Here is a 20,508-nt window from a genome sequence, read left to right as displayed (position 1 = left end):
AGGTTATAGAAATTCAGGAAATTTCATAAAAATGGTGTATTATTTAGGAAATGCCTAAAAATGCAATTCCACTATTTTAAGCGAAGAGCCATAAAGTTCAATCTTATTAATTTTAATTAATAAAAATTTCATGAAGTGAAAAATTGAATTGCATTGGGCTTCAACCCAATGATTATAGTTTCAATTGCAAAATGACTTTAACCAAAATGCGTTTCGTCTCAAGCCCTATACTCTCATTCGAGCAATCTAAAATCTGATACTATTGATTTTAATTAATAAAAATTTAATGAAGTGAAAAATTGAATTGCATTGGGCTTCAACCCAATGATCACAGTTTCAATTGCAAAAGGCTTTAGCCAAAATGCATTTCGACTCAAGCCCTATACTCTCATTCGAGCAATCTAAAATCTGATACTATTGATTTTAATTAATAAAAATTTCATGAAGTAAAAAATTGAATTGTATTGGGCTTCAACCCAATGATCACATTTCCAATTGCAAAAGGCTTTAGCCAAAAATGCGTTTCAACTCAAGCCGTATCTCTCATTCGAGCAATCTAAAATCTGATACTATTGATTTTAATTAATAAAAATTTCATGAAGTGAAAAATTGAATTGTGTTGGGCTTCAACCCAATGATCACAGTTTCAATTGCAAAAGGCTTTAGCCAAAATGCATTTCGACTCAAGCCGTATACTCTCATTCAAGCAATCTAAATCCTGATACTATTGATTTTAATTAATAAAAATTTCATGAAGTAAAAAATTGAATTGCGTTGGGCTTCAGCCCAATGATTACAGTTTCAATTGCAAAAGGCTTTAGCCAAAAATGCGTTTCGACTCAAGCCCTATACTCTCATTCGAGCAATCTAAAATCTGATACTATTGATTTTAATTAATAAAAATTTCATGAAGTAAAAAATTGAATTGCGTTGGGCTTCAGCCCAATGGGCACAGTTTCAATTGCAAAAGGCTTTAGCCAAAAATGCTTTTCAACTAAAGCCTTATACTCTCAATCGAGCAATCTAAAATCTGATTCTATTAATCCTGATTGGCGAAGAATGTATAAAGTTGTATAAAATTTAATTGTATCGGGCATCTACTCATTGTTCAATTTAATAACAAAAAAATCTGTTCTTATGCCACTTTCGTTTCCGTATTATTACGCAAAACTACTTGTAATATCATAGATAAAACAATGGTTAACATGGCTCCAATAAAATTCAGCCACAAGTATCCAAGTGTTTCCTTACCGCTTGGATAGATGATATTGGTAAAATAGTAAATCACAAAAATTGTCAACTGACTTGTCACGGCACTATAAAAAATGGCTTTGGATTTTACAAATTTAATATAAAAACCAACTAAGAAAATTCCTAATACCGTACCGTAAAAGATAGAACCGATAATATTCACGAGCTGAATCAAATTCTCGAATAATGTTCCCACACATGCAAAAAGGATCGCTATAATTCCCCAAAGCAAAGTGAACAATTTAGTGGCGTTTAAATAATGTTTTTCGGTTTTCTCTTCCTTTAAATTCCGTTTATAAATGTCAATTGCTGTGGTCGATGCCAAAGCATTCAGTCCTGAAGCAGTAGATGACATGGCGGCAGAAATAATCACGGCCAATAGTAATCCCACTAATCCTGTGGGTAGATAATGCAAGATAAAGTGGAAAAATACATAATCCTTATCGTTGGTCTCACTATTACTATCTGCTTTTGTAATGATTTCTTTCGCTCGGTCTCTTAGGTCTTTTTCTTTTAAAGACAATGCAACCAGTTCTTTCCTTAAAATTGGGTTGTCAAAATCTTGGTTTAGCTGGTCAATATATAGCAAGTTGACAACTTTTTTATCCTCAGAAAGAGCCACCAAATCCTTTTCTAAAACATGGTATTCGTCTTTAAATTTTGATTTTTCGATCGCAATTTTATTGTTTGGATTAAAGTTCAATGGCACTGGATTAAATTGGAAAAATACAAAAACCATTACCCCGGTTAACAAGATAAAAAACTGCATCGGAACCTTTAAGAATCCATTCATAATCAACCCCATCTGACTTTCACGTACCGATTTTCCAGACAAATAACGGCCTACTTGCGATTGATCGGTTCCAAAATAAGCCAAGGCCAAGAAAAAACCACCGGTAATTCCACTCCAAAAAGTGTACTTATCTTCTGGGTCTGTAGAGAAACTTACAATATTCATTTTCGAATTAGCGCCAGCAATATGAAGTGCATTACTAAAGGTCATTTCATTAGGTAGGTAATTTAGAATCAAGAAAAAAGTAATCATCATTCCCGACATAATTACAAACATTTGCTGTTTCTGTGTTACATTGACAGCTTTGGTTCCACCAGAGAACGTATATATAATTACTAAACATCCAATAATAATGTTCATGTATGTTAAGTTCCATCCTAATAATGCCGACAGAATAATGGCAGGGGCATAGATGGTTAATCCTGTACCCAAACCTCTTTGGAATAAAAATAGAATTGCAGCAAGAGAACGAGTTTTTAAATCAAAACGTTTTTCTAAATATTCATAAGCTGTAAATACTTTGTACTTATGATAAATGGGAATAAAGGTTAACGAAATAACAATCATCGCTAATGGTAATCCAAAATAGAATTGTAAAAAACCCATACCATCGTGATAAGCTTGCCCCGGCGTAGACAAAAATGTGATTGCACTTGCTTGCGTGGCCATTACAGACAAGCCTACGGTATGCCATGGTGTTTCGTTACCTCCAAGGATAAATTCTTGAACGTTCTTGCTACCTTTTGTTTTCCATGCCCCATATATTACAATGAATAATAAGGTGACAACTAGGATAATCCAATCAAATAACTGCATCTGTTTAGGAGTATAATTTCATTATTAAATAAAAAATCGAGATATAAATGGCATTAGCAATAAGCACCCAAGTATATTTTTTCTCCCATTTTTTGGTCTTTTTTGGTTCCATAGGGTATTATTTATTTTTTGGGTTAGAAACGGTTTCTGAATTTCTATTTTGTAACGAAATTATATTTGCCATTAATCGATAAGCTCCTGATACACCTTGTGGTAATTCTCTAAAAAAGCTTAAACCAGTATACACATAATATCCTTTTCCGTAGGGAGCTATCAATAGCGCGCCATCGAGATCTTGCTCTCCTGTATCATGCGAGGATAATATTGGAGTGAAGGCAGCATCGTATGCACTTGGATAATACAGTCCTTGCTCTTGTGTCCATCCTATGAAATCCTTTTTAGTTATTTTGTTAGGATAATTAAGTACTGCATGATCTGGTGCTAGAAATACAACATCGGCATTTTCTTCGGTCACTCTGTTCGTTGATAATGTCAAAGGGTAAGGAGCCAATTGGACACCTTTTAATAGGCTAGGAGTATTGTATTGTACAATCATAGTTTTGCCTTTTTTGACAAAATCAAATAGTAATTGCTGTTTGTTGACTAATGATTCAATAGTATTATAGGCTCGAATTCCAGTAATGATAACATCAAAAGAAGCGATACTTTCGGCCGTAATTTCTTCAGGATCCAAAAAGATGAGATCATAACCCATTTGTAGTAAACTTGCAGGAACAGCATCTCCGGCTCCCATAATGTATCCTATTTTTTGTGGGCCTATATTGATATCTAATTTTATAAATTTTGATACTGCAGGTTGTAAAATTTGTTGCTTCGTAATATGAGGGTATTCTATATTGACTTGCTCAGAACTGTATTTTTTACCGTTAACGATAAGTGCGCTTTTGGCAAAAATTTCACCTGCTTCTTTAGGAGGTGTTACTTGAAAATGAAATACTTTTTCAGTTCCTTTTTTCGATAATGCTACAGCAAATTTATCAGGTGTAACAATCCAGTTTTTGGGTAGTTCAAGTTGTAATTCTCCTTTTAAATTGTCTTTTCCAGATTTTACTACTACGGCTATTTCTTTTGATTTATCTGTGTTAAAAAGAATAACTTTTTCTTCAAAGCTAGTCGAAACTTCTGGAACAATATCTAGGTATTGATACATTTCTCCTTTTGCTGGATGATTGTATTTGTACACAATCGGTCGCTTGAGGGGCAATTCTAGGCCATCAATTTTTAGGTTAAAACAAACATAATTATTTCGAATAATATCAGGAATTCCAATGTTTTCTTGATCTTTTACTACATACATTCCTAGAGTCCCAGTTTCTTTTAACCAATAAGGTTCAGTAAAATCAGCAGAAGAAGGTATGCTCACAACTGCACTAAATTTTGTATCAATATTATTTCCCAAGGATTTATTTTGAGAAAGGGTAACTTGATCAGGAAAAGTAGTAATGCTTTCTAATAATATCTTAGCATCGGTGCGGTTAATGGCTTCTATTGTAAGCTGCACGGTTTCCCCAGGACTAGCTTCAGGCTGAGATGCGACAGCTTCCAAGTACAATCCTGCGCAGTTGGCAATGCAGTTTTTAATTTCCTCCGATTTAATTATTTTCCAATTGGATTTCTCCAATAACTGAATCATTTCGTAGGCTTTGACCAGACTTGGGATACTTTTGGATGGGTTGGTGAAATCATATTTTGCAATGATTTTGGTAATTAGATCGCCAATAGGTTTTCCTCCGTCAATGCGGTTCCATGTCGTATCTATTCCGGCGAATAAATCAGATTTAGTATTAGACGGCAACCCTTTAATTGGCTCTAAATATTCTAAGTCTACTCCACGGGTACCAGTACTTCCAAAACCTTGGGATTGATGACTACTTCTACTCAATGCAGAAATTTCGGCATTGGATTTTCCTAAATTAGTGTAATAAACACCCGTGTCAAACGAGAGAAAAGTAGATTTGTCGGCAGCATCAAATTTTTCTTGACTACCATAAAACCAGTAGGATGGATTAAAAAATAATTTTTTTACCTGCCAAGGTTTTACATACGCCAATTGCTCAGGGTAAGCCTTTGTGTTATTGGTTAAATCAAAACTTTCGACACTCAAAAGTGCAGAAGCAGAATGATGTCCATGTGTGTTTCCAGAAGTACGATGGTCAAATCGGTTGATGATAATGTCGGGTTGAAATTTTCGAATGGCCCAAACCACATCAGCCAAAACTTGTTTTTTATTCCAAATTTGTAATGTCTCCTCTGGATTTTTTGAAAAACCGAAATCATTTGCACGAGAAAAAAATTGTTGACCACCATCAATTTTTCGGGCTTCCAAGAGTTCTTGTGTTCGAATAACACCCAATTGTTCACGCAACTCTGGACCAATTAAATTTTGTCCTCCGTCTCCTCTTGTCAAGGATAGATAAGCGGTTTGTGCTTTTTTCTCATTCGATAAATAAGAAATTAATTTGGTGTTTTCATCATCCGGATGAGCTGCGATATATAATACCGATCCCAGAAAATTCAACTTCTGAATCTGATTGTAAATTTCAGCGGAATTTGGTTTTTGTGGCTTTTGTGCACACATTATTTGGATCGATAAAAAAAAAAGTAAAAAGTGGGTCGTACGGTAGGAGTGCATTTTCATGAAATTAATTTGCAAAAGTTTCAAATGTAGTAATTAAAATTTTTTAAGTTCATTTTTTCAAATTTTCTTAACAAAAAAAGAGCATCATAGATGCTCTTTTAGTCAACCAAACCAAGTATTCTATTACTCTATTAGTGTCTTTTATTGTGTTTTTTATCATGATTTTTTTTGTACTCATGTTTGTCGTAATAATCGTGATGGTTATCATAGTGGTCATATCTATTGTTGTCTCTTTCTACATATACTACACGTTGGGGAGCTCTATGATAGCTGTAATACTCGTAAGGACGGCTTCCTCTGTAGCCGTTTAAGGCAACGGTATGACAATTGTTTAAGTTTACATTTCGGTATTGGGTTGGTACATTTCTAGAGCGTACCCAATTGTTACCATTTTGATATACATATAATGAGGCATGGGTATCATAATAAGCATGGACTTCCGGTACATAGTAAAAATCTACATTGGAGTATCCTTGTACTGGGGCCCAAACTGGGCGGCTACCGATATTTAGATTTACAGATATTTGTGCTTGAACTGAACTAGATACGATCAATACTATTCCAACGGCTAATAATTTTAATGTTCTCATAATTTCTATACTTTAAATTGTTTTGTTTCTTTCAGTGTTATTGTTGAAAGGATATTTTCAACAACTGTGCCAAAGCAATGGAGTTGTATTTGTTGAGATTATGTTGAAGTCGGTTTTAATAGGTGTATTTTATTGTTATGCAGTACTTTGTGAGTAAAAAAAAAACTCGAATTAAAATTTTTAATTCGAGTTTTCACCGTTTGTATATAATTTTAAAAATGAATTTAGTATCAAATAATAGGCTCAAATAGCTGTTATGCATTAACATCCAATCCAAAAGTGTTGCGTAGCATTTCGATATTAGGGTTAAGTTCTAGCAAACGGTTGTATCGGTCTTGATCGTTTAAGTTCCGTTTGTTTTGCATGGTTTCGTTTACGATCACTTCAATGGTAATGTCATGATTGTGTAAATGTCCTCTTAAATGTCCTAAAAGTCCAATTTTTTCACTTTCAAAATCAAGTTTAGAACCTTCATTCGGAAGTTCAATTGTAATTTCACAAGTACCAATTAACTTAGGGTCGTTAATCATTAATAAGGATTCCATAATACGATACCCTTTATCACCTAGTTTCTTAGCGTAGTTATTCCACTGAATTAACATGTCTGTTTCCGAGAAAGCTTCTGTTGGTAGAACGGTATAATTGACTGGTTTTACAAAGTTTTTACTGCTTTCTACTAATGCTTTTTTGGCACGGATACTCGCGAGAGAAAAAGCCGAAACGTTAGGTCCGTCAAAATTGGGAGTTTCTTTTTTTACCGCAACGATAGGAGCTACGGCAATTTCAGTAGGAGCTGGGACCGTTTTTGGAACTTCAGTTGTAGCTTCACTTGATATAGATACCGTCGTTTGATCTGCTATTGAGTAATCTCGTTTTCTAAAATAGGTTGGTGGAATTATGAAAGACTCAACTTTTTTTTTTCTCCATCGAAAGTGATAGAGGCCAGCTGCATCAAGCAAAGTTCAACGAGTAATCGTTGGTTTTGGCTCAGTTTGTACTTCAAGTCACAATCATTGGCAATAGCGATCCCTTTTAATAAAAAGTCAGCTTCGCATTTTTGCGCTTGTAGGCCATATAGTTTCTGCGCTTGTTCTCCTGCTTCCAACAAAGTAAGTGTTGCAGGTGTTTTGCTCACCAATAAATCTCTAAAGTGGCTTGCTAATCCTGAAACAAAATGATGGGCATCAAATCCTTTTGACAAAATAGTGTCAAAAGCGATCAATAAATCTGGAATTTTATTTTCGATAATCAAATCGGTGATGTTGATATAGGTTTCGTAATCCAGTACATTTAAGTTTTCGGTTACGGCTTGACGTGTCAAGTTAGACCCACAATAAGAGACTACACGGTCAAAAATAGATAATGCATCACGCATGGCACCATCTGCTTTTTGAGCAATAATGTGCAAAGCATCATCTTCAAAAGTGATTCCTTGACTTGTTGCTACTTCCGCCAAATGTTCTTTAGCATCTTTTACAGTGATTCGTTTGAAATCAAATATCTGACAACGAGAAAGTATCGTTGGAATAATTTTGTGTTTTTCAGTAGTAGCCAAGATAAAAATGGCGTGTTTAGGCGGTTCTTCCAATGTTTTCAAGAAAGCATTAAAAGCCGCAGAGGATAGCATGTGCACCTCATCAATAATATATACCTTGTATTTTCCCGTTTGTGGTGGGATGCGTACTTGGTCAATTAGGTTTCGAATATCATCCACAGAGTTGTTAGAAGCTGCATCCAATTCGAATACATTAAAAGAGAAATCTTCGTTCAAATCATCATAACCAGGTTGGTTAATTTTTCGAGCCAAAATCCTCGCACAAGTTGTTTTTCCAACTCCTCTAGGGCCAGTAAACAATAGTGCCGAAGCCAAGTGATTGTTTTCTATAGCATTCAATAAAGTATTGGTAATAGCCTTTTGTCCTACCACATCTTTAAATGTTTGAGGACGGTATTTTCTAGCCGATACGATAAATTGTTCCATAGTTTTGTGTATTCGAAAGCAAATATAAGACTTGAAAAGTCATTAACAAAATTTATATTTGAAGGTGTTTTAATTTTAAAACAATAAAGGATTTTTTTGGGAAGATAAAGAGAGTCAGGAATATTTAATAAAAGGTTTTACAGCAACTATAAAACACGATTTATAGTAGTTGTTACTGCATTAATTGTGTGTTTTTTGAAAAATTGGATAAAACTGTATAGGAGGTTAGTACTCCATCTCAAGACATTTGCAACAAGTAAAAGTAGATTTCAGTTGAAAAGCTGAAGCCTAAAATATTTTGACTTATAATTAAATAAAACAACTCTTTATTTATAAGCTTCCTTTCTTCCAAGTAGGTGTAGATTTACGACCAATTTTAGTTGTGATTGTGGATTTTTTATCAATTTTACTTTTCGAGTATTTCTACTTTTCTTTTTTAAAAATTACTTCTTTTTAATCTAGGGTGATTTTACTATAATAATAATTTCAATTGGTTTTAGCTTTAACTGAAGTAAAGGAAAAGAATTTAGTATAATTGGCTTTAGCTACAGAGGTGTGCTTTTTGGCTAAAGCCCTTTCTGTTGTTGCTAATTATTGTTCCTCCAGCTAAGGCAGGAGGCAATTCAACTTATTGAAATTAGTCTCTGCAGCAAAAGTATTGGTATCACTATTTTGTGCTATAGAAGTTTCAAATGGCTCCAGCTTTAGCTAAATTGAAAAATCAATGTTTCATAGAAGGCTTAATTAAAATTGTACTTTTTTAGGATTAAGCATTTTATCTATTAATATGATAAAAATAGTTTTCTTTATTTTAGGTATTTCACAATTGAAGATTTAAAGGTTGAATAGGTCTTTGCTAATATAAAGGGTTGGAACCAGTTGGTGTGGTGAAAAGTAGAAAGGAGTGATTTATTTTGAATCTTGATTTCGCTCGCAGTATATAATGTGTAAATTTGTGAGCTTAATGCTAAGTAATACTACATACCTTATATTATGATTACAATTAACCAAGATGTTGCTTTTTCGATAAACGATGTTCTATTTGTATTTGCCCTTGAAATGGAGGCAGGAAAAGTATTTAAGAACGTGAATACCTTGTTTACAGGTATAGGGAAAGTGAATGCGAGTTACGAATTGACCAAAGCAATTCATCAACAAAAACCAGCATTAATCATTAACTTAGGTTCGGCGGGGAGCAATCATTTTACCAAAGGTGATGTTGTTTGTTGTACGCAATTTGTACAACGCGATATGGACGTTAGAGGATTAGGATATGCGTTGTATGAGACTCCTTTTGCGGGAATTCCAGTAGTGCTTCCTTATGGTATCCAAAAAGAGGACTTGCCAGAAGGAATTTGCGGAACGGGTGATAATTTTGAAATGGGGCATGCCGTGACCAATTATAATGTAGTCGATATGGAGGCTTATGCCTTAGCGATGATCGCACAAAAAGAAGGAATTCCATTTTTGTGTCTAAAATACATATCAGATGGTGCCGATGACAATGCTGCCGATGATTGGTCAGTTTTGGTACACAAAGCGGCAGTGGCTTTTGGTGAGGTTTTTCAGATTAAGTAATTGTATTTCAGTATTTTTCGGTGCTTATTAATCTGGATTTTTTTAGGAAATGGAGTAGGGCATTATTGAGATTTTAGAAGTATAATAGTTTTAAGGTCTTTCTCGCCTTTAAAGTACTTGTTCAATACTTCTTGAAATAAGGCATTGGTGTTTGGTATATGACCAAACAAGGTCATGCAGGATTTTAATTTTTTATCATCGGGAGTACCCATAATTTCGAAGGCAGATTTATTTTCAATTTTCAAGAGTTCTTGAGTAATTTGGATTAACCGTGGGCCTAAAATAGGATGATTGAAAAATTCTTGTGCTTCGTCAAGGTTATTAATTCCGTAAAAAACAGCATTTTCTGTACTACCAAGACCTTTAATTTGGGGGAAAATATACCACATCCAATGAGTTTGTTTTTTGCCATGTTGAATTTCGTTTAGTGCAACCTGATATTTAGTTTCTTGCACTTCAAGGAATCTGTTTAAAAGTTGCTGTGTTATCATAGTGTTTTTTAGGTGTTCAAGGTTGCTCCTAAATTTGGGTGGAGGTTAATAATTTAAGGAGTATATTGTTATGAATCAATTTCTATTAATTTCAGCTTATTTGGAGCTTTTTTTGCAAAAGTAGTAATCACTTGCATAAAGTAGTGATTAGAGCTATAGCGTGTTAAGTACTCTTTTATTTCCAAAAATGCTGTAATACTGGCATCAGCAGGTACATATCCCATTCCATAAAAGTGACCTTTTTCTATCCAAACACAACTTTTTTCATCAGAAGTTCTTCCTTTGTCCATGATAATATAACTGGGCTGATTAGCGCGATAGTAATCCAAAGCTATTTGGATTTTATCATTATGTTGCATTAAGTCAGGCAAAGAATCTGCCTTTATTTCTGAAGAAGATTCTCCTTGGTTTGTATGGCCGTAAATGCAAAATCGTTGATCTATTTCAAATCTTGAGGATACTTCTTGTAACATCAAAATTCCCTCGTAAAGAGAACTGAAAGATTCTATGCAATTTTGATTTTTAGCCATCTTTGCAATGGCCAAATAGCGATAACCGTTTCTGGCTTCGTACTCAAAAAGTCCAAATTTAGGTTCAAAACGTTTCAGAGCTTTGTTGTAGACAGGCCATAGTTTTTTTATTTCAGATCCTTCGAGTAATAGCGCCATTAGTTCGGTAGCACAAACTTCAAAAGAAATGGCATGTATATCTCTCAAAAAATTTTGTCTTTGTGGGGTAATTTTATGGCCTGAAAAGTGCGAAGCAACTCTTTTTTTTAGATCAACCGCCTTTCCAATATAGATTACTTTTTTTTGCTCATTGTAAAAGTAATATACACCTGGTTTTTCTGGTAATTGTTCAAAATCTTCGGGAGGAAGGTTAGGAGGTAATCTTTGATCTGGAGCTGTTTTTTTTATCATTTTGGGAATTTCGCCTTCAGTATCCCATTCGAGTAATCTTGAAAAGAGTATAGCTGTAGCCGCTGCATCACCACCTGCTCGATGGCGATTGTCTAGCGGAATGTTTAAGGAATCACAAAGTCTCCCTAAGCTATAAGATGTTATTCCTGGTTTTATCTTTCGTGCTGCTCGTACCGTACACAGTTTTTTTGCAGTCCATTTTAATCCCGATTGTTCCAATTCGTGACGTACAAAAGAATAATCAAAGTTGACATTGTGTGCTACAAAGATACGATCTGTGAGTAGTCCCAAAACAGTGTCGGATATCATGTCAAAAACGGGAGCATTACCAATCAATTCATTTGTAATTCCTGTTAATGCAACAATAGTTGGTGGAATTTCTTTTTGCGGATTAACTAGTGATTCCCATTGGTCAATTATTTTTTCCCCATCATGTATAATGATAGCAATTTCGGTAATACTACTGTGAGTTGCATTTCCGCCAGTGGTTTCGATATCTACAATAGCGTATTCTTGCTTTTTCATTTTGGATTGAATATAAGGATGTTTCGTAATGGATTTAGGTTGATAAACCCATACTTTTCTTTACTTCTGATAGGTCTTTTTTTAATTCAAAAAACATGTTTTTGACAGAAGTACTTTCTAGTTCATTGGTTTTTTTATCAGAACGGGCAATACTACATTGGTATTCCCAAATCTCTAGAATATCAGATGCTTTGACTTCATACGGTGGATAAAAATAATTATCTGATGAAACCATCAATGTATTTTGCTTGTTTGTATTCAGTCGCTTGTACACCATACCTTCAGTGCGAGTGATGATGATATAGGTTTTACCTCCAGAGACTTCACCCAATTGTTCTATATAACGACCTACAATAATATCGCCATCTTGGTGCGGTGGCATAGAGTCGCCTTCTACCGGAAAACCTCGGTATTTACCGACACCCAAAAACGGTAAGGATATTTGCTGTAATTGTTCGATATATTCTGGATCGCCATAACCGTTTAGATAGCCTGCTTTTACTTTTTGAGTAACAACTTCAATTCGATTTTCGCCCATTTGATCTACTTGAATAGGTAAAATCAATCGGTTGTTTTCGAGCTTTAACAAGTTGGCTACGTCAATTTTCCGAATATCCACCGACAATAATAAGTCGATACTAATATGGTAATGCTGAGCGATTTTCTTCAAAATATCATAAGGAGCCTCAGAGGTTCCATCTTCATATTTTACGTAGCGACCCCTAGTAATCATTAGGCTTGTAGCTACTTTTTCTTGTGAGATATTGTGTTTTGTTCGCAGGGCTCGGATATTATCTGAAAATAAGGACATAGCGACTTTGTTATAATTTGTAACAACAAATATATTAAAAAATGTTAGTATCTGTGCTAATTTTGTAAATGAAAAAATAGTTTTGTCATAAAGAAGGAAAGACATACAATTTCTTTGTTACCAGCAAGCAATAATGGTATTCTTGATTTTTTGATAGGATGGTTTATGATATTTTTTTTTTAAATGGTAATAAGTATTTTTATTTATCCATGAGCTTGAATGTTTTGCTAATAGGACTGGAATAAACTTTCGTTAGATTTATATACAAACTACCGTATAACATAAGCTTTTTTTTTAAATTGACTAGATAGTTTACTTTCAAAATCTTTCGTATTTTGATTTAAATGTTATTCAATTGACGTTGATTTTTTTGATTTTTTGGCTGTAATTACTACTATTTAAAGGGGTTTCATGGAACTAAATGTTTTTTTAACCATATGTGGTAACCTAAAAACCATTTGTTTCGTGTTGAATACTGACTTTTTTGAATCTTTGTAATTGTTAAAAAGGAAATTTAATTATGAAAAAATGGGGATATATAATTTGCTTATCAAAGGAGACTCATTCGAAAATAATTTTGTGTAGTTATTGACTTTAATTTAAATGAGTTTGTAATTTTAAAGTAAAATATAAGTATTACAATACGCTAAAGTTACAAAATTGAATATAAAACATTGTTCGTATCCAAATCAATATCAATTACATTTTAAAAAGTAATCACTCCATAAAAGATATTAATATCTTAATAATTCAAAATTTGGAGCATGAAATTCATTCGATTATAAATAGATAAACTAGTTTTTTTTATATTTATAAACCCAATAAATTAATAAAAGACTTCTTTATTTTATAAACTAAAAAACAGAAAAAACCACTACATATTGATGTAGTGGTTTTTTCTGTTTTGATTAGTCCTGTCCTGAAATGGTGATGTAATGTTTTAATTTATTTTCCAAAAATAGGTTATTGTGAAACCTTAAATATTCTTCTATACTCATGTTTGTTTTAAAGTTTTTCAACTTTAATCAAATCGAAATTACTCAGTGCTTATTCATTTTTTTTTTAATTTTTTAATTCTAATACTAGACAAGGTCGATTACAGTGTTTTTTTTATTATAAGTAGCTGTAAGTTAGGTTGTTTGGGTGTATTTGATAGCAATTACTGTCTTCATACGTTTTTAAATGATACTATTTGAATTTAATAAACTAGACCATAACTAGACAGACAGTGTAAAATACTAGATAACAACTAGATAATGAATGTTTTTTCGAGTGTATAAGAATTAACTTATAGTTAGCTATTGTATAAAATTTAATATTTGTATTAACTAATCATTAACAATTTATACAATGAAATTCAATTTAAAAACAAATTGGAAACTCAAAACTAAATTAATAGCAGTATTGTTATTATCAAGCTTTGGAGTTATCCAAGCACAAAAACTCCAAACAATAGAAGGAAAGATTACTGGAGATGGAGGTCCGTTACCTGGTGTAAGTGTTATTGTCAAAGATTCAAAAGGTAAAAGTACGATAACAGATATTGATGGAAATTATCAAATCCAGGCAAAAGATAATGATATTTTATCATTTAGTTACATCGGTTTTATTTCCCAAAATGCAAAAGTGAACGGAAGGACAACAATTAGTATTAACCTAAAGGAAAGTGTAAATGAGTTAGACAACATTGTTGTTGTTGGATATGGTACACAAAGGAAAAAAGAAGTTACGGGTGCAGTTAGTCGAGTAAAACAAGAAGATGTTGCAAAATCTGCCACTGCAGATTTAGGTTCTGCATTACAAGGGTTAATTGCTGGTGTAAATGTTACTTCAAGCTCAGGAGATCCAGGAGCAGAGGCCAACATACAAATACGTGGATTATCATCAGTATTAGGGAGTAATAGACCTTTGTATGTGGTAGATGGTATTCCATATGATATCAACCCAAACATCAGTATGAATGAGATCGAAACTATTGATGTCTTAAAAGATGCTGCCTCAGCTGCTATTTATGGAACCAGAGGTTCTGCTGGGGTTATCTTGATTACTACAAAACAACCAAAGATAGGAGTCATGAAGGTGAAATTGGATAGTTACTATGGTGTTCAGAGTAATTACAGACATATACCTGTTCCAACAGTTGAAGAAAAATTATACATGGAATTCATTAATAAAAATAATCAAAGTGGAACTGTTTTTGGAAATTCTTGGACTACGATTGAGCAAAATCCAACACAGTTAACCAACAATAGTAACTTTTATGATGTGATTGAAAATAATTTAGCGCCTATTCAAAGTCATAACCTTAGTATCTCTGGTGGTAAAGATGGTTTGTCTTATACCATTAACGGAGGGTATTTTGGGCAACAAGGTTCACTCATCAATTCGAATTATGAACGTTATAATGTAAGAGCCAATACACAATTTAATAAAGGGAATTGGAAAATAACTACAGGTTTATCTGCAAGAAATGAGTATACACAATATTCGCCATGGGGATTGATTTTGGATGCAGAACGTTATAACCCTTATGGAGTACAGGTAACTGCAGATCAAACACAAATTAGTAATTCGGCTGGAGATGCCAATGAGACAACACGTTTATCTTATATTGGAGCAAAGTTGCAGACCTCAGACAAAAACTTCAGAGATTATTTTGATGGTAATGTTAGTGCTGAATACAGCTTTAATAAAAATTTAAAATACACAGTAAGGGGTGCTGTTAGTTATGATAATTCTTCACGATTTACAATAAACCCTTCTTTTATTGCATATGATAACAAAGGAGTTTTGGTGCCAAGCCAACAATCAGCAATTAAAAATTTGAGTTCAAGAGCGACCAAACAAACGCTTGAACATATTTTGAATTATAATAAAAAGTTCGGAAATCATAACTTGGGTGTTACGGCCGTATACTCTTCTGAGCAATATACTTATGGTGAATTCTATGCACAAAAATTTGATATTGTTGATAACGATATTACCGTTCTAAATGGTGCCAACGGACTAGCTAATGCTGGATCGGGTAACAATCAATGGACACAAAACAGAATGACCAAGTTTATTGGTACTTTGGGTAGAGCACAGTACAACTACAAAGGGAAATACCTATTGAGCGTGAGTGCACGTCGTGATGGATCGTCAAAATTTAATCAACAGCATTTTCAATGGTTTCCATCGGCATCGATTGGATGGAATGCTTCCGATGAAGAATGGTGGAAACCAATTAAAGGAATTGTTTCTAATTTCAAAGTTAGAGCGAGTAAAGGAAGTACAGGTAATTCAGGTGTTTCTGACTATTCTTACAGTGCGGGTATTGATTTGAATAATGATTATGTACTGGGGACTGGTGGCGATCAAAATTATATTCAAGGTGGAATTCAAACCTCATTTGCAAATAAGAATGTGAAATGGGAAACTTCGGTTTCGACCAATTTAGGATTTGATTTTGGTTTTTTAAATAATCAATTAACCTTGACTTCTGACTTCTATCTAACGCAGAAAAAAGATATGCTGTTTCCTGTTTTATTGCCTCCAACTGCTGGTGGTGGATCTGGATCTGATGTGGTTTTGAATGTTGGGGATATGAAAAACACCGGTATTGAATTGGCTATGAATTATAGAACAGGGAAAAAAATTAAACATAACCTAGGAATTAACTTTACTAAAAATACCAACATCGTTACCAAAATGAGTGGTACCAATAAACTGTTGTATTTTGATGGAAGTACTATTTCTGGACAAGATAATGATCAAGATAAAGTGTCGGCATTGGCAGAAGGTTATGTTGCAGGTGCCTTTTTCTTGATGAAAACGGATGGTGTAATTCAGAATCAAGCTGAATTAATCGAATATCAAAAACTTGATCCTACGGCTAAACTTGGAGATCTACGTTATGTAGATTCTGATGGCGATGGGAAAATTACAAACGATGACCGTCGATTTGCAGGAAGTGGAACTCCAAACTTTGAAATAGGACTAAACTATTCTGCTAATTTCAAGAATTTTGATTTTTCTATGCAATGGTATGGTTCATTTGGATCAGAGATTATTAATGGAGGTAAAGCATTAGGATATAAATCATCAAATAATAAAGATTTAATTTACCAATGGACGGCTCAAAACCCAACATCAGAGATTCCAGCTGATAGAGGTGCATTGCATAACAATTATAGAGGTTGGTCAGATTATTGGTTGGAAGACGGATCCTTTGTGCGACTTCGTAATGTTTCTTTGGGATATACTGTACCCACTTCACTGGTAAACAAATTAAGTTTGTCCAAGTTGCGCTTCTTTGTATCGGCTCAAAACCCTTTGCGAATTACAAAGTATAAAGGATATGATCCTGAAGTAGGGAATAACGGTTTAAGCACTCGTGGTATTGATAAAGGAACTGTACCGCAAAGTTCAAAAGTAACTGCTGGTTTGCAACTCGAATTTTAAATTAACCCAACTTAAAAAACTGAAAAATGAAAAAACATATATACAAAAAACTATTTGTAGCAGTAGTTTTAACGCTAAGCATAAGTGGTTGTCAGAAAGACTGGTTGGATGAAACCAACCCAAACATTATCTCTACCGATAATTTCTGGAAAAATACCAAAGATTTACAAACTGGATTAACGGCCGTATACAAAGGTTTTGCAAATCCAAATAATCATGCTCTTATTCAAGAACTAGCACGTACAGATTTGGCTTGGGCAAATGGTTACCAAAGACCCGCAAATAGTAATCCTTACTATTTACAAATATTCACCAATGCAGAGCAACCGATCAATGCCAAATGGGCGGCAAACTATACTACTATTTTTAGAGCCAATCAGGTGATTTTGGCTGCTGAAAGAATTATTCCCACCTTAAAATCTGCAACTGATATTGATTTTGCTACAAAGATTTTGGCGCAAGCACGATTCTTTAGAGGATTTCATTATTTCAATCTGTACCATTCATTTAATGGTGGTGTGCTTCCAATTTTTGAAGATGTGCCTGTAAATGAAGCAGATTTTTACAGACCATTGCAGACGGCAGAAACTATTAAGAAATTTTTCCTAGCTGATTTGGAATATGCAGTTAAAAATTTACCAGCTACATGGACAGGTAGAGAGAAGGGAAGAGCAACTGCTGGAGCTGCAGAAGCATTGATCGGACAAACTTATTTGTATGAGAATAACTTTACCGAAGCAGCACCATACTTTAAGCGTGTTATTGATAATTATGGATACAAATTGATGCCAAACATTGGTAGTAACTTTACCACAATGGACGAGTTGAATGATGAGTCTATTCTTGAAATATCATATGCTACAGGGTATACCGATAATTACAACAATTATGACAGTAGAGATGTGGCAAGTACAGCAGGTTTACAATTGCAATTTACAGGAGCAGCGGGAACTTATTTTGGTGCAGTTGTAGCCAACTGGTTGATCAAAGAATATAGAAACGATCCAATGGATACCCAAGACGAACGTAACTATGTAACGGATAAAACTACTGGAAACAAACGTTTAAGAAAATTTAGTTTAAGAACTTCTTGGTCTGTAGCTGTAGCTGATGACGTAGATATGCCTTACTATTTAAGAGCTGAGACAGGGCAAGCTGCACTTTTTAATGTGAATATGACTTGTTTTTGGAGAAAGCATACCAACTGGGATTTGACTAGAGGTGAAAACATATTGTCTCCTGGTAAAGTTAGATCTGGTGTTAACGAAAGATTGATTCGTCTAGGTGGTATTCACTTGCAATACGCAGAATGTTTACTAGAGTTGGGAGATGTTGATGGGGCATTAATACAAATCAATAAAATTAGAAAACGTTCTGGATTACAACTTTTGGGAGCAATTGGCTCCGGTGAGTTTCCTAGTAGCGACCATGATAATGTAGTGTATACAAAAGAATTATTAACAAATCATTTGAGATACAAAGAATATCCATTAGAACTTTCTGCAGAAGGTTATGGATGTGAGAGAAATGTAGACTTAAGAAGATGGGGTGTAAAATTGGATCGTTTCAAAGAATTGGCAGCGAGAAGATATTATGCAACGGACTTTGCAACCAAAGATGAGTTGGGTGTTAGTGTAACTCTATGGGGATCAATTGTTACTGAAGTTCCTGCAGGAGATCCTTTGGCAAAATCTTCTTGGAATGAGTTTCAAGAAGCGGCTAAAAATTATAACGAAGCAGTTCATGCTTATTTCCCATTACCAAATGGTGAAATAATTACCAATCCTAAATTATATGAAATTGTTGGAAATTAATTCGAACATAATTGCATCACTACTAACAACTTGATTAAAAAATAAATAAGATGAAAAAAAAATTATTAATAATAGGAATAGTATTATCTGGGATCTTTTTTGGATGTCAGACTGAATACGAAGCGCCAAATTCACTGAGTGATATTGGCTTTTATAATAGTTCGGGAACCATAGCACCACTTAATGTAGCTCTAAATAAATATATGAGCTTTACAGATCTATCTCAAGGGGCAATTGATCATAAATGGACTATTGAGCAGGGTGTTAATTTTCTTCAAGGTCCAATAAAAACTAAAGATTCTATTTTTAAAGTTATCAAAAAAGGGGATACAATCACCAAAGATTTGACCGTGATTTTACAATTTACAAAGCCTGGAATAAGCAAAGTACGTTTGTACAATGTTTTTAAAGACTCTGTGACTTTTAGAGGAAACACTAATAATATCAATTATTTTAAAGGATCTGTCAAAATAGCTGAAAACAGATGGGTAATCGACACCACCTTCATGGTAAAAGTATATGATACTCTAGTACCAAAATTTGTAATAAAACAAAATGATGTTGCCTTAGATCTAAGTATAAAAGACACTGTATATGTGGAGGCTGGCGACAAACTTCATTTTTCAGACCTTACTACACAAGGTGAGCCTACGGCAAGAACTTGGTCCATACGTAAAGTTTTAGCCGCAGGGGTTGCTGCTTCACCATCAGATGTAGTTGGTTCATCAGGAACTGCGGAAGCCGATATTATTTTTAAAAAATTAGGTGTTTTTAAAGCTACATTAAATGTTACTCGTTCAGGATTGAATATTCCGGGTGCTGGTAAGACGGTAGTAATTAATCGCCCTATAAAGGTGATAGCGTCTAGTAAACCATTTGTTTTGTCTGGAACAATAAAAGAGCAAAAAGATGAAACCATTCAGATCCCTTTTGCAGGTGAATTTGCAGCTTTTACAGATGTAGAATCAAAATTCACGGTAAAAGTAAACGGAATCGTATTTTCGATCGCTTCTGTAACAATGAATGCATTGGACCAAACGATATTGGATTTGAAACTTACGGATAAAATTTATCGCCCAGATGTTATTACGGTTTCTTATAATGGAACTATATTAAAATCAACAGATGAGAGAATTTTGGTACCATTTACAGATGTAGCAGTTGCTATGGATGATGTAAATTTATTAAGTCCTTTTTTAAGCAGTTTCGAAGATGGTGGTGGGTTTTGGACTAAATATTATTCAAGTGATGGAACAGCAGCAGTAACTTCAGAAAAAGCATTTTCGGGAACTTATAGTGCAAAGCTTTCTTTGAAACCAGGTTTTACAGAATCTTCTATTGCTACACTTCCTCCAGGAGGTGCCAATTTTCCTGATATAGTCAATCAGACAGGAAAACCATATGTAGTAACTTGGAAGATGTTTATCACGCCAGAATCAAATACAGTGGGTAAAAGTATTAGTTTATTTTATATTCCTGCTTGGGCTAGTTTATGGGTAAATTTGGCAGACAAACCAAAAGGGGAATGGATTACAATTACAGGTGAGCTACCAGCAGTAACTATCCGAGGACTTTATTTACGCTTGATTGATGCTACCAAAACTACAGATGTAACTGTATATGTGGATGATTTCAAAATGGTCGAAAAAGAAGTTAGACCATAAATACATTTCTTTAATTAGATATAATATTAAAGAGCTCGATCATCAATCGAGCTCTTTTTTTTGTTTATTATTTATTTAGGTTCTTCGCCTAAATTAGTGGAAATTAAAAAAACCATGTAATTTTGGGGGATGGAATTAGATGGATTAGGAATTTTGTTAGGAGTTAAATCTC

The 20,508-nt window shown here is 34.0% G+C and carries 12 protein-coding genes; 4 read left to right on the top strand and 8 right to left on the bottom strand.

All coding sequences use genetic code 11. The features are described 5' to 3' along the window. Positions 1-1,135 precede the first annotated feature (1,135 nt). From M2326_RS16485 to dnaX, 5 genes are all read right to left on the bottom strand, one after another. Positions 1,136-2,860, bottom strand: a complete 1,725-nt coding sequence (locus tag M2326_RS16485) for a sodium:solute symporter family protein (RefSeq protein WP_264620643.1) — start codon at positions 2,858-2,860, stop codon at positions 1,136-1,138. A 118-nt stretch (positions 2,861-2,978) separates the two neighbouring features. Next, a complete protein-coding gene (locus M2326_RS16480; RefSeq protein ID WP_264620642.1) occupies positions 2,979-5,459 on the bottom strand; it encodes a PIG-L family deacetylase in 2,481 nt (826 codons plus the stop codon). Positions 5,460-5,650: 191 nt separating this feature from the next. Then, positions 5,651-6,109, bottom strand: a complete 459-nt coding sequence (locus M2326_RS16475; protein WP_264620641.1) for a hypothetical protein — start codon at positions 6,107-6,109, stop codon at positions 5,651-5,653. Positions 6,110-6,363: 254 nt separating this feature from the next. After that, positions 6,364-7,068, bottom strand: coding sequence for a DNA polymerase III subunit gamma/tau (locus M2326_RS16470; RefSeq protein WP_264620640.1), 705 nt, complete (start codon positions 7,066-7,068; stop codon positions 6,364-6,366). Further along, positions 7,005-8,090 (bottom strand): DNA polymerase III subunit gamma/tau, encoded by a 1,086-nt coding sequence (gene dnaX / locus M2326_RS16465; RefSeq protein WP_264620639.1) that lies wholly within the window; start codon positions 8,088-8,090, stop codon positions 7,005-7,007. Before dnaX ends, M2326_RS16470 begins: the two co-directional genes overlap by 64 nt. A gap of 993 nt (positions 8,091-9,083) precedes the next feature. Between dnaX and M2326_RS16460 the strand changes: the two genes are divergently transcribed. Beyond that, the gene (locus M2326_RS16460) at positions 9,084-9,668 is read left to right on the top strand and encodes a 5'-methylthioadenosine/S-adenosylhomocysteine nucleosidase family protein (RefSeq protein WP_264620638.1); all 585 of its coding nucleotides are present in this window, start codon (positions 9,084-9,086) and stop codon (positions 9,666-9,668) included. Between the two features lie 62 nt (positions 9,669-9,730). Here M2326_RS16460 and M2326_RS16455 read toward each other — a convergent pair whose 3' ends face one another. The 3 genes from M2326_RS16455 to M2326_RS16445 form a co-directional block, all read right to left on the bottom strand. Then, positions 9,731-10,159 carry a DUF1810 domain-containing protein gene (locus M2326_RS16455; RefSeq protein WP_264620637.1) on the bottom strand — a complete coding sequence of 143 codons (429 nt, stop codon included), beginning with the start codon at positions 10,157-10,159 and terminating at the stop codon, positions 9,731-9,733. Positions 10,160-10,227: 68 nt separating this feature from the next. Beyond that, on the bottom strand, positions 10,228-11,604 hold the full coding sequence (locus M2326_RS16450; RefSeq protein ID WP_264620636.1) for an exonuclease domain-containing protein: 1,377 nt from the start codon (positions 11,602-11,604) through the stop codon (positions 10,228-10,230). Between the two features lie 34 nt (positions 11,605-11,638). Further along, complete coding sequence (locus tag M2326_RS16445; protein WP_264620635.1) at positions 11,639-12,415, bottom strand: XRE family transcriptional regulator; 777 nt, start codon at positions 12,413-12,415, stop codon at positions 11,639-11,641. Between the two features lie 1,350 nt (positions 12,416-13,765). Here M2326_RS16445 and M2326_RS16440 point away from each other — a divergent pair. From M2326_RS16440 to M2326_RS16430, 3 genes are read left to right on the top strand one after another with little or no spacing between them, the layout of a single operon-like run. Next, entirely contained in the window at positions 13,766-16,858 is a 3,093-nt protein-coding gene (locus M2326_RS16440; protein WP_264620634.1) for a SusC/RagA family TonB-linked outer membrane protein, read from the top strand. Positions 16,859-16,884: 26 nt separating this feature from the next. Further along, positions 16,885-18,672, top strand: coding sequence for a RagB/SusD family nutrient uptake outer membrane protein (locus M2326_RS16435; protein ID WP_264620633.1), 1,788 nt, complete (start codon positions 16,885-16,887; stop codon positions 18,670-18,672). Positions 18,673-18,722: 50 nt separating this feature from the next. Further along, positions 18,723-20,336 (top strand): Rossmann-fold NAD(P)-binding domain-containing protein, encoded by a 1,614-nt coding sequence (locus M2326_RS16430; protein WP_264620632.1) that lies wholly within the window; start codon positions 18,723-18,725, stop codon positions 20,334-20,336. Positions 20,337-20,508: the final 172 nt, after the last annotated feature.

This window comes from Flavobacterium psychraerolatum (assembly GCF_025960985.1).
GTDB lineage: Bacteria > Bacteroidota > Bacteroidia > Flavobacteriales > Flavobacteriaceae > Flavobacterium.
The sequence above is the reverse complement of the archived record's forward strand: the minus strand, read 5'-3'. Positions and strand labels throughout refer to the sequence as shown.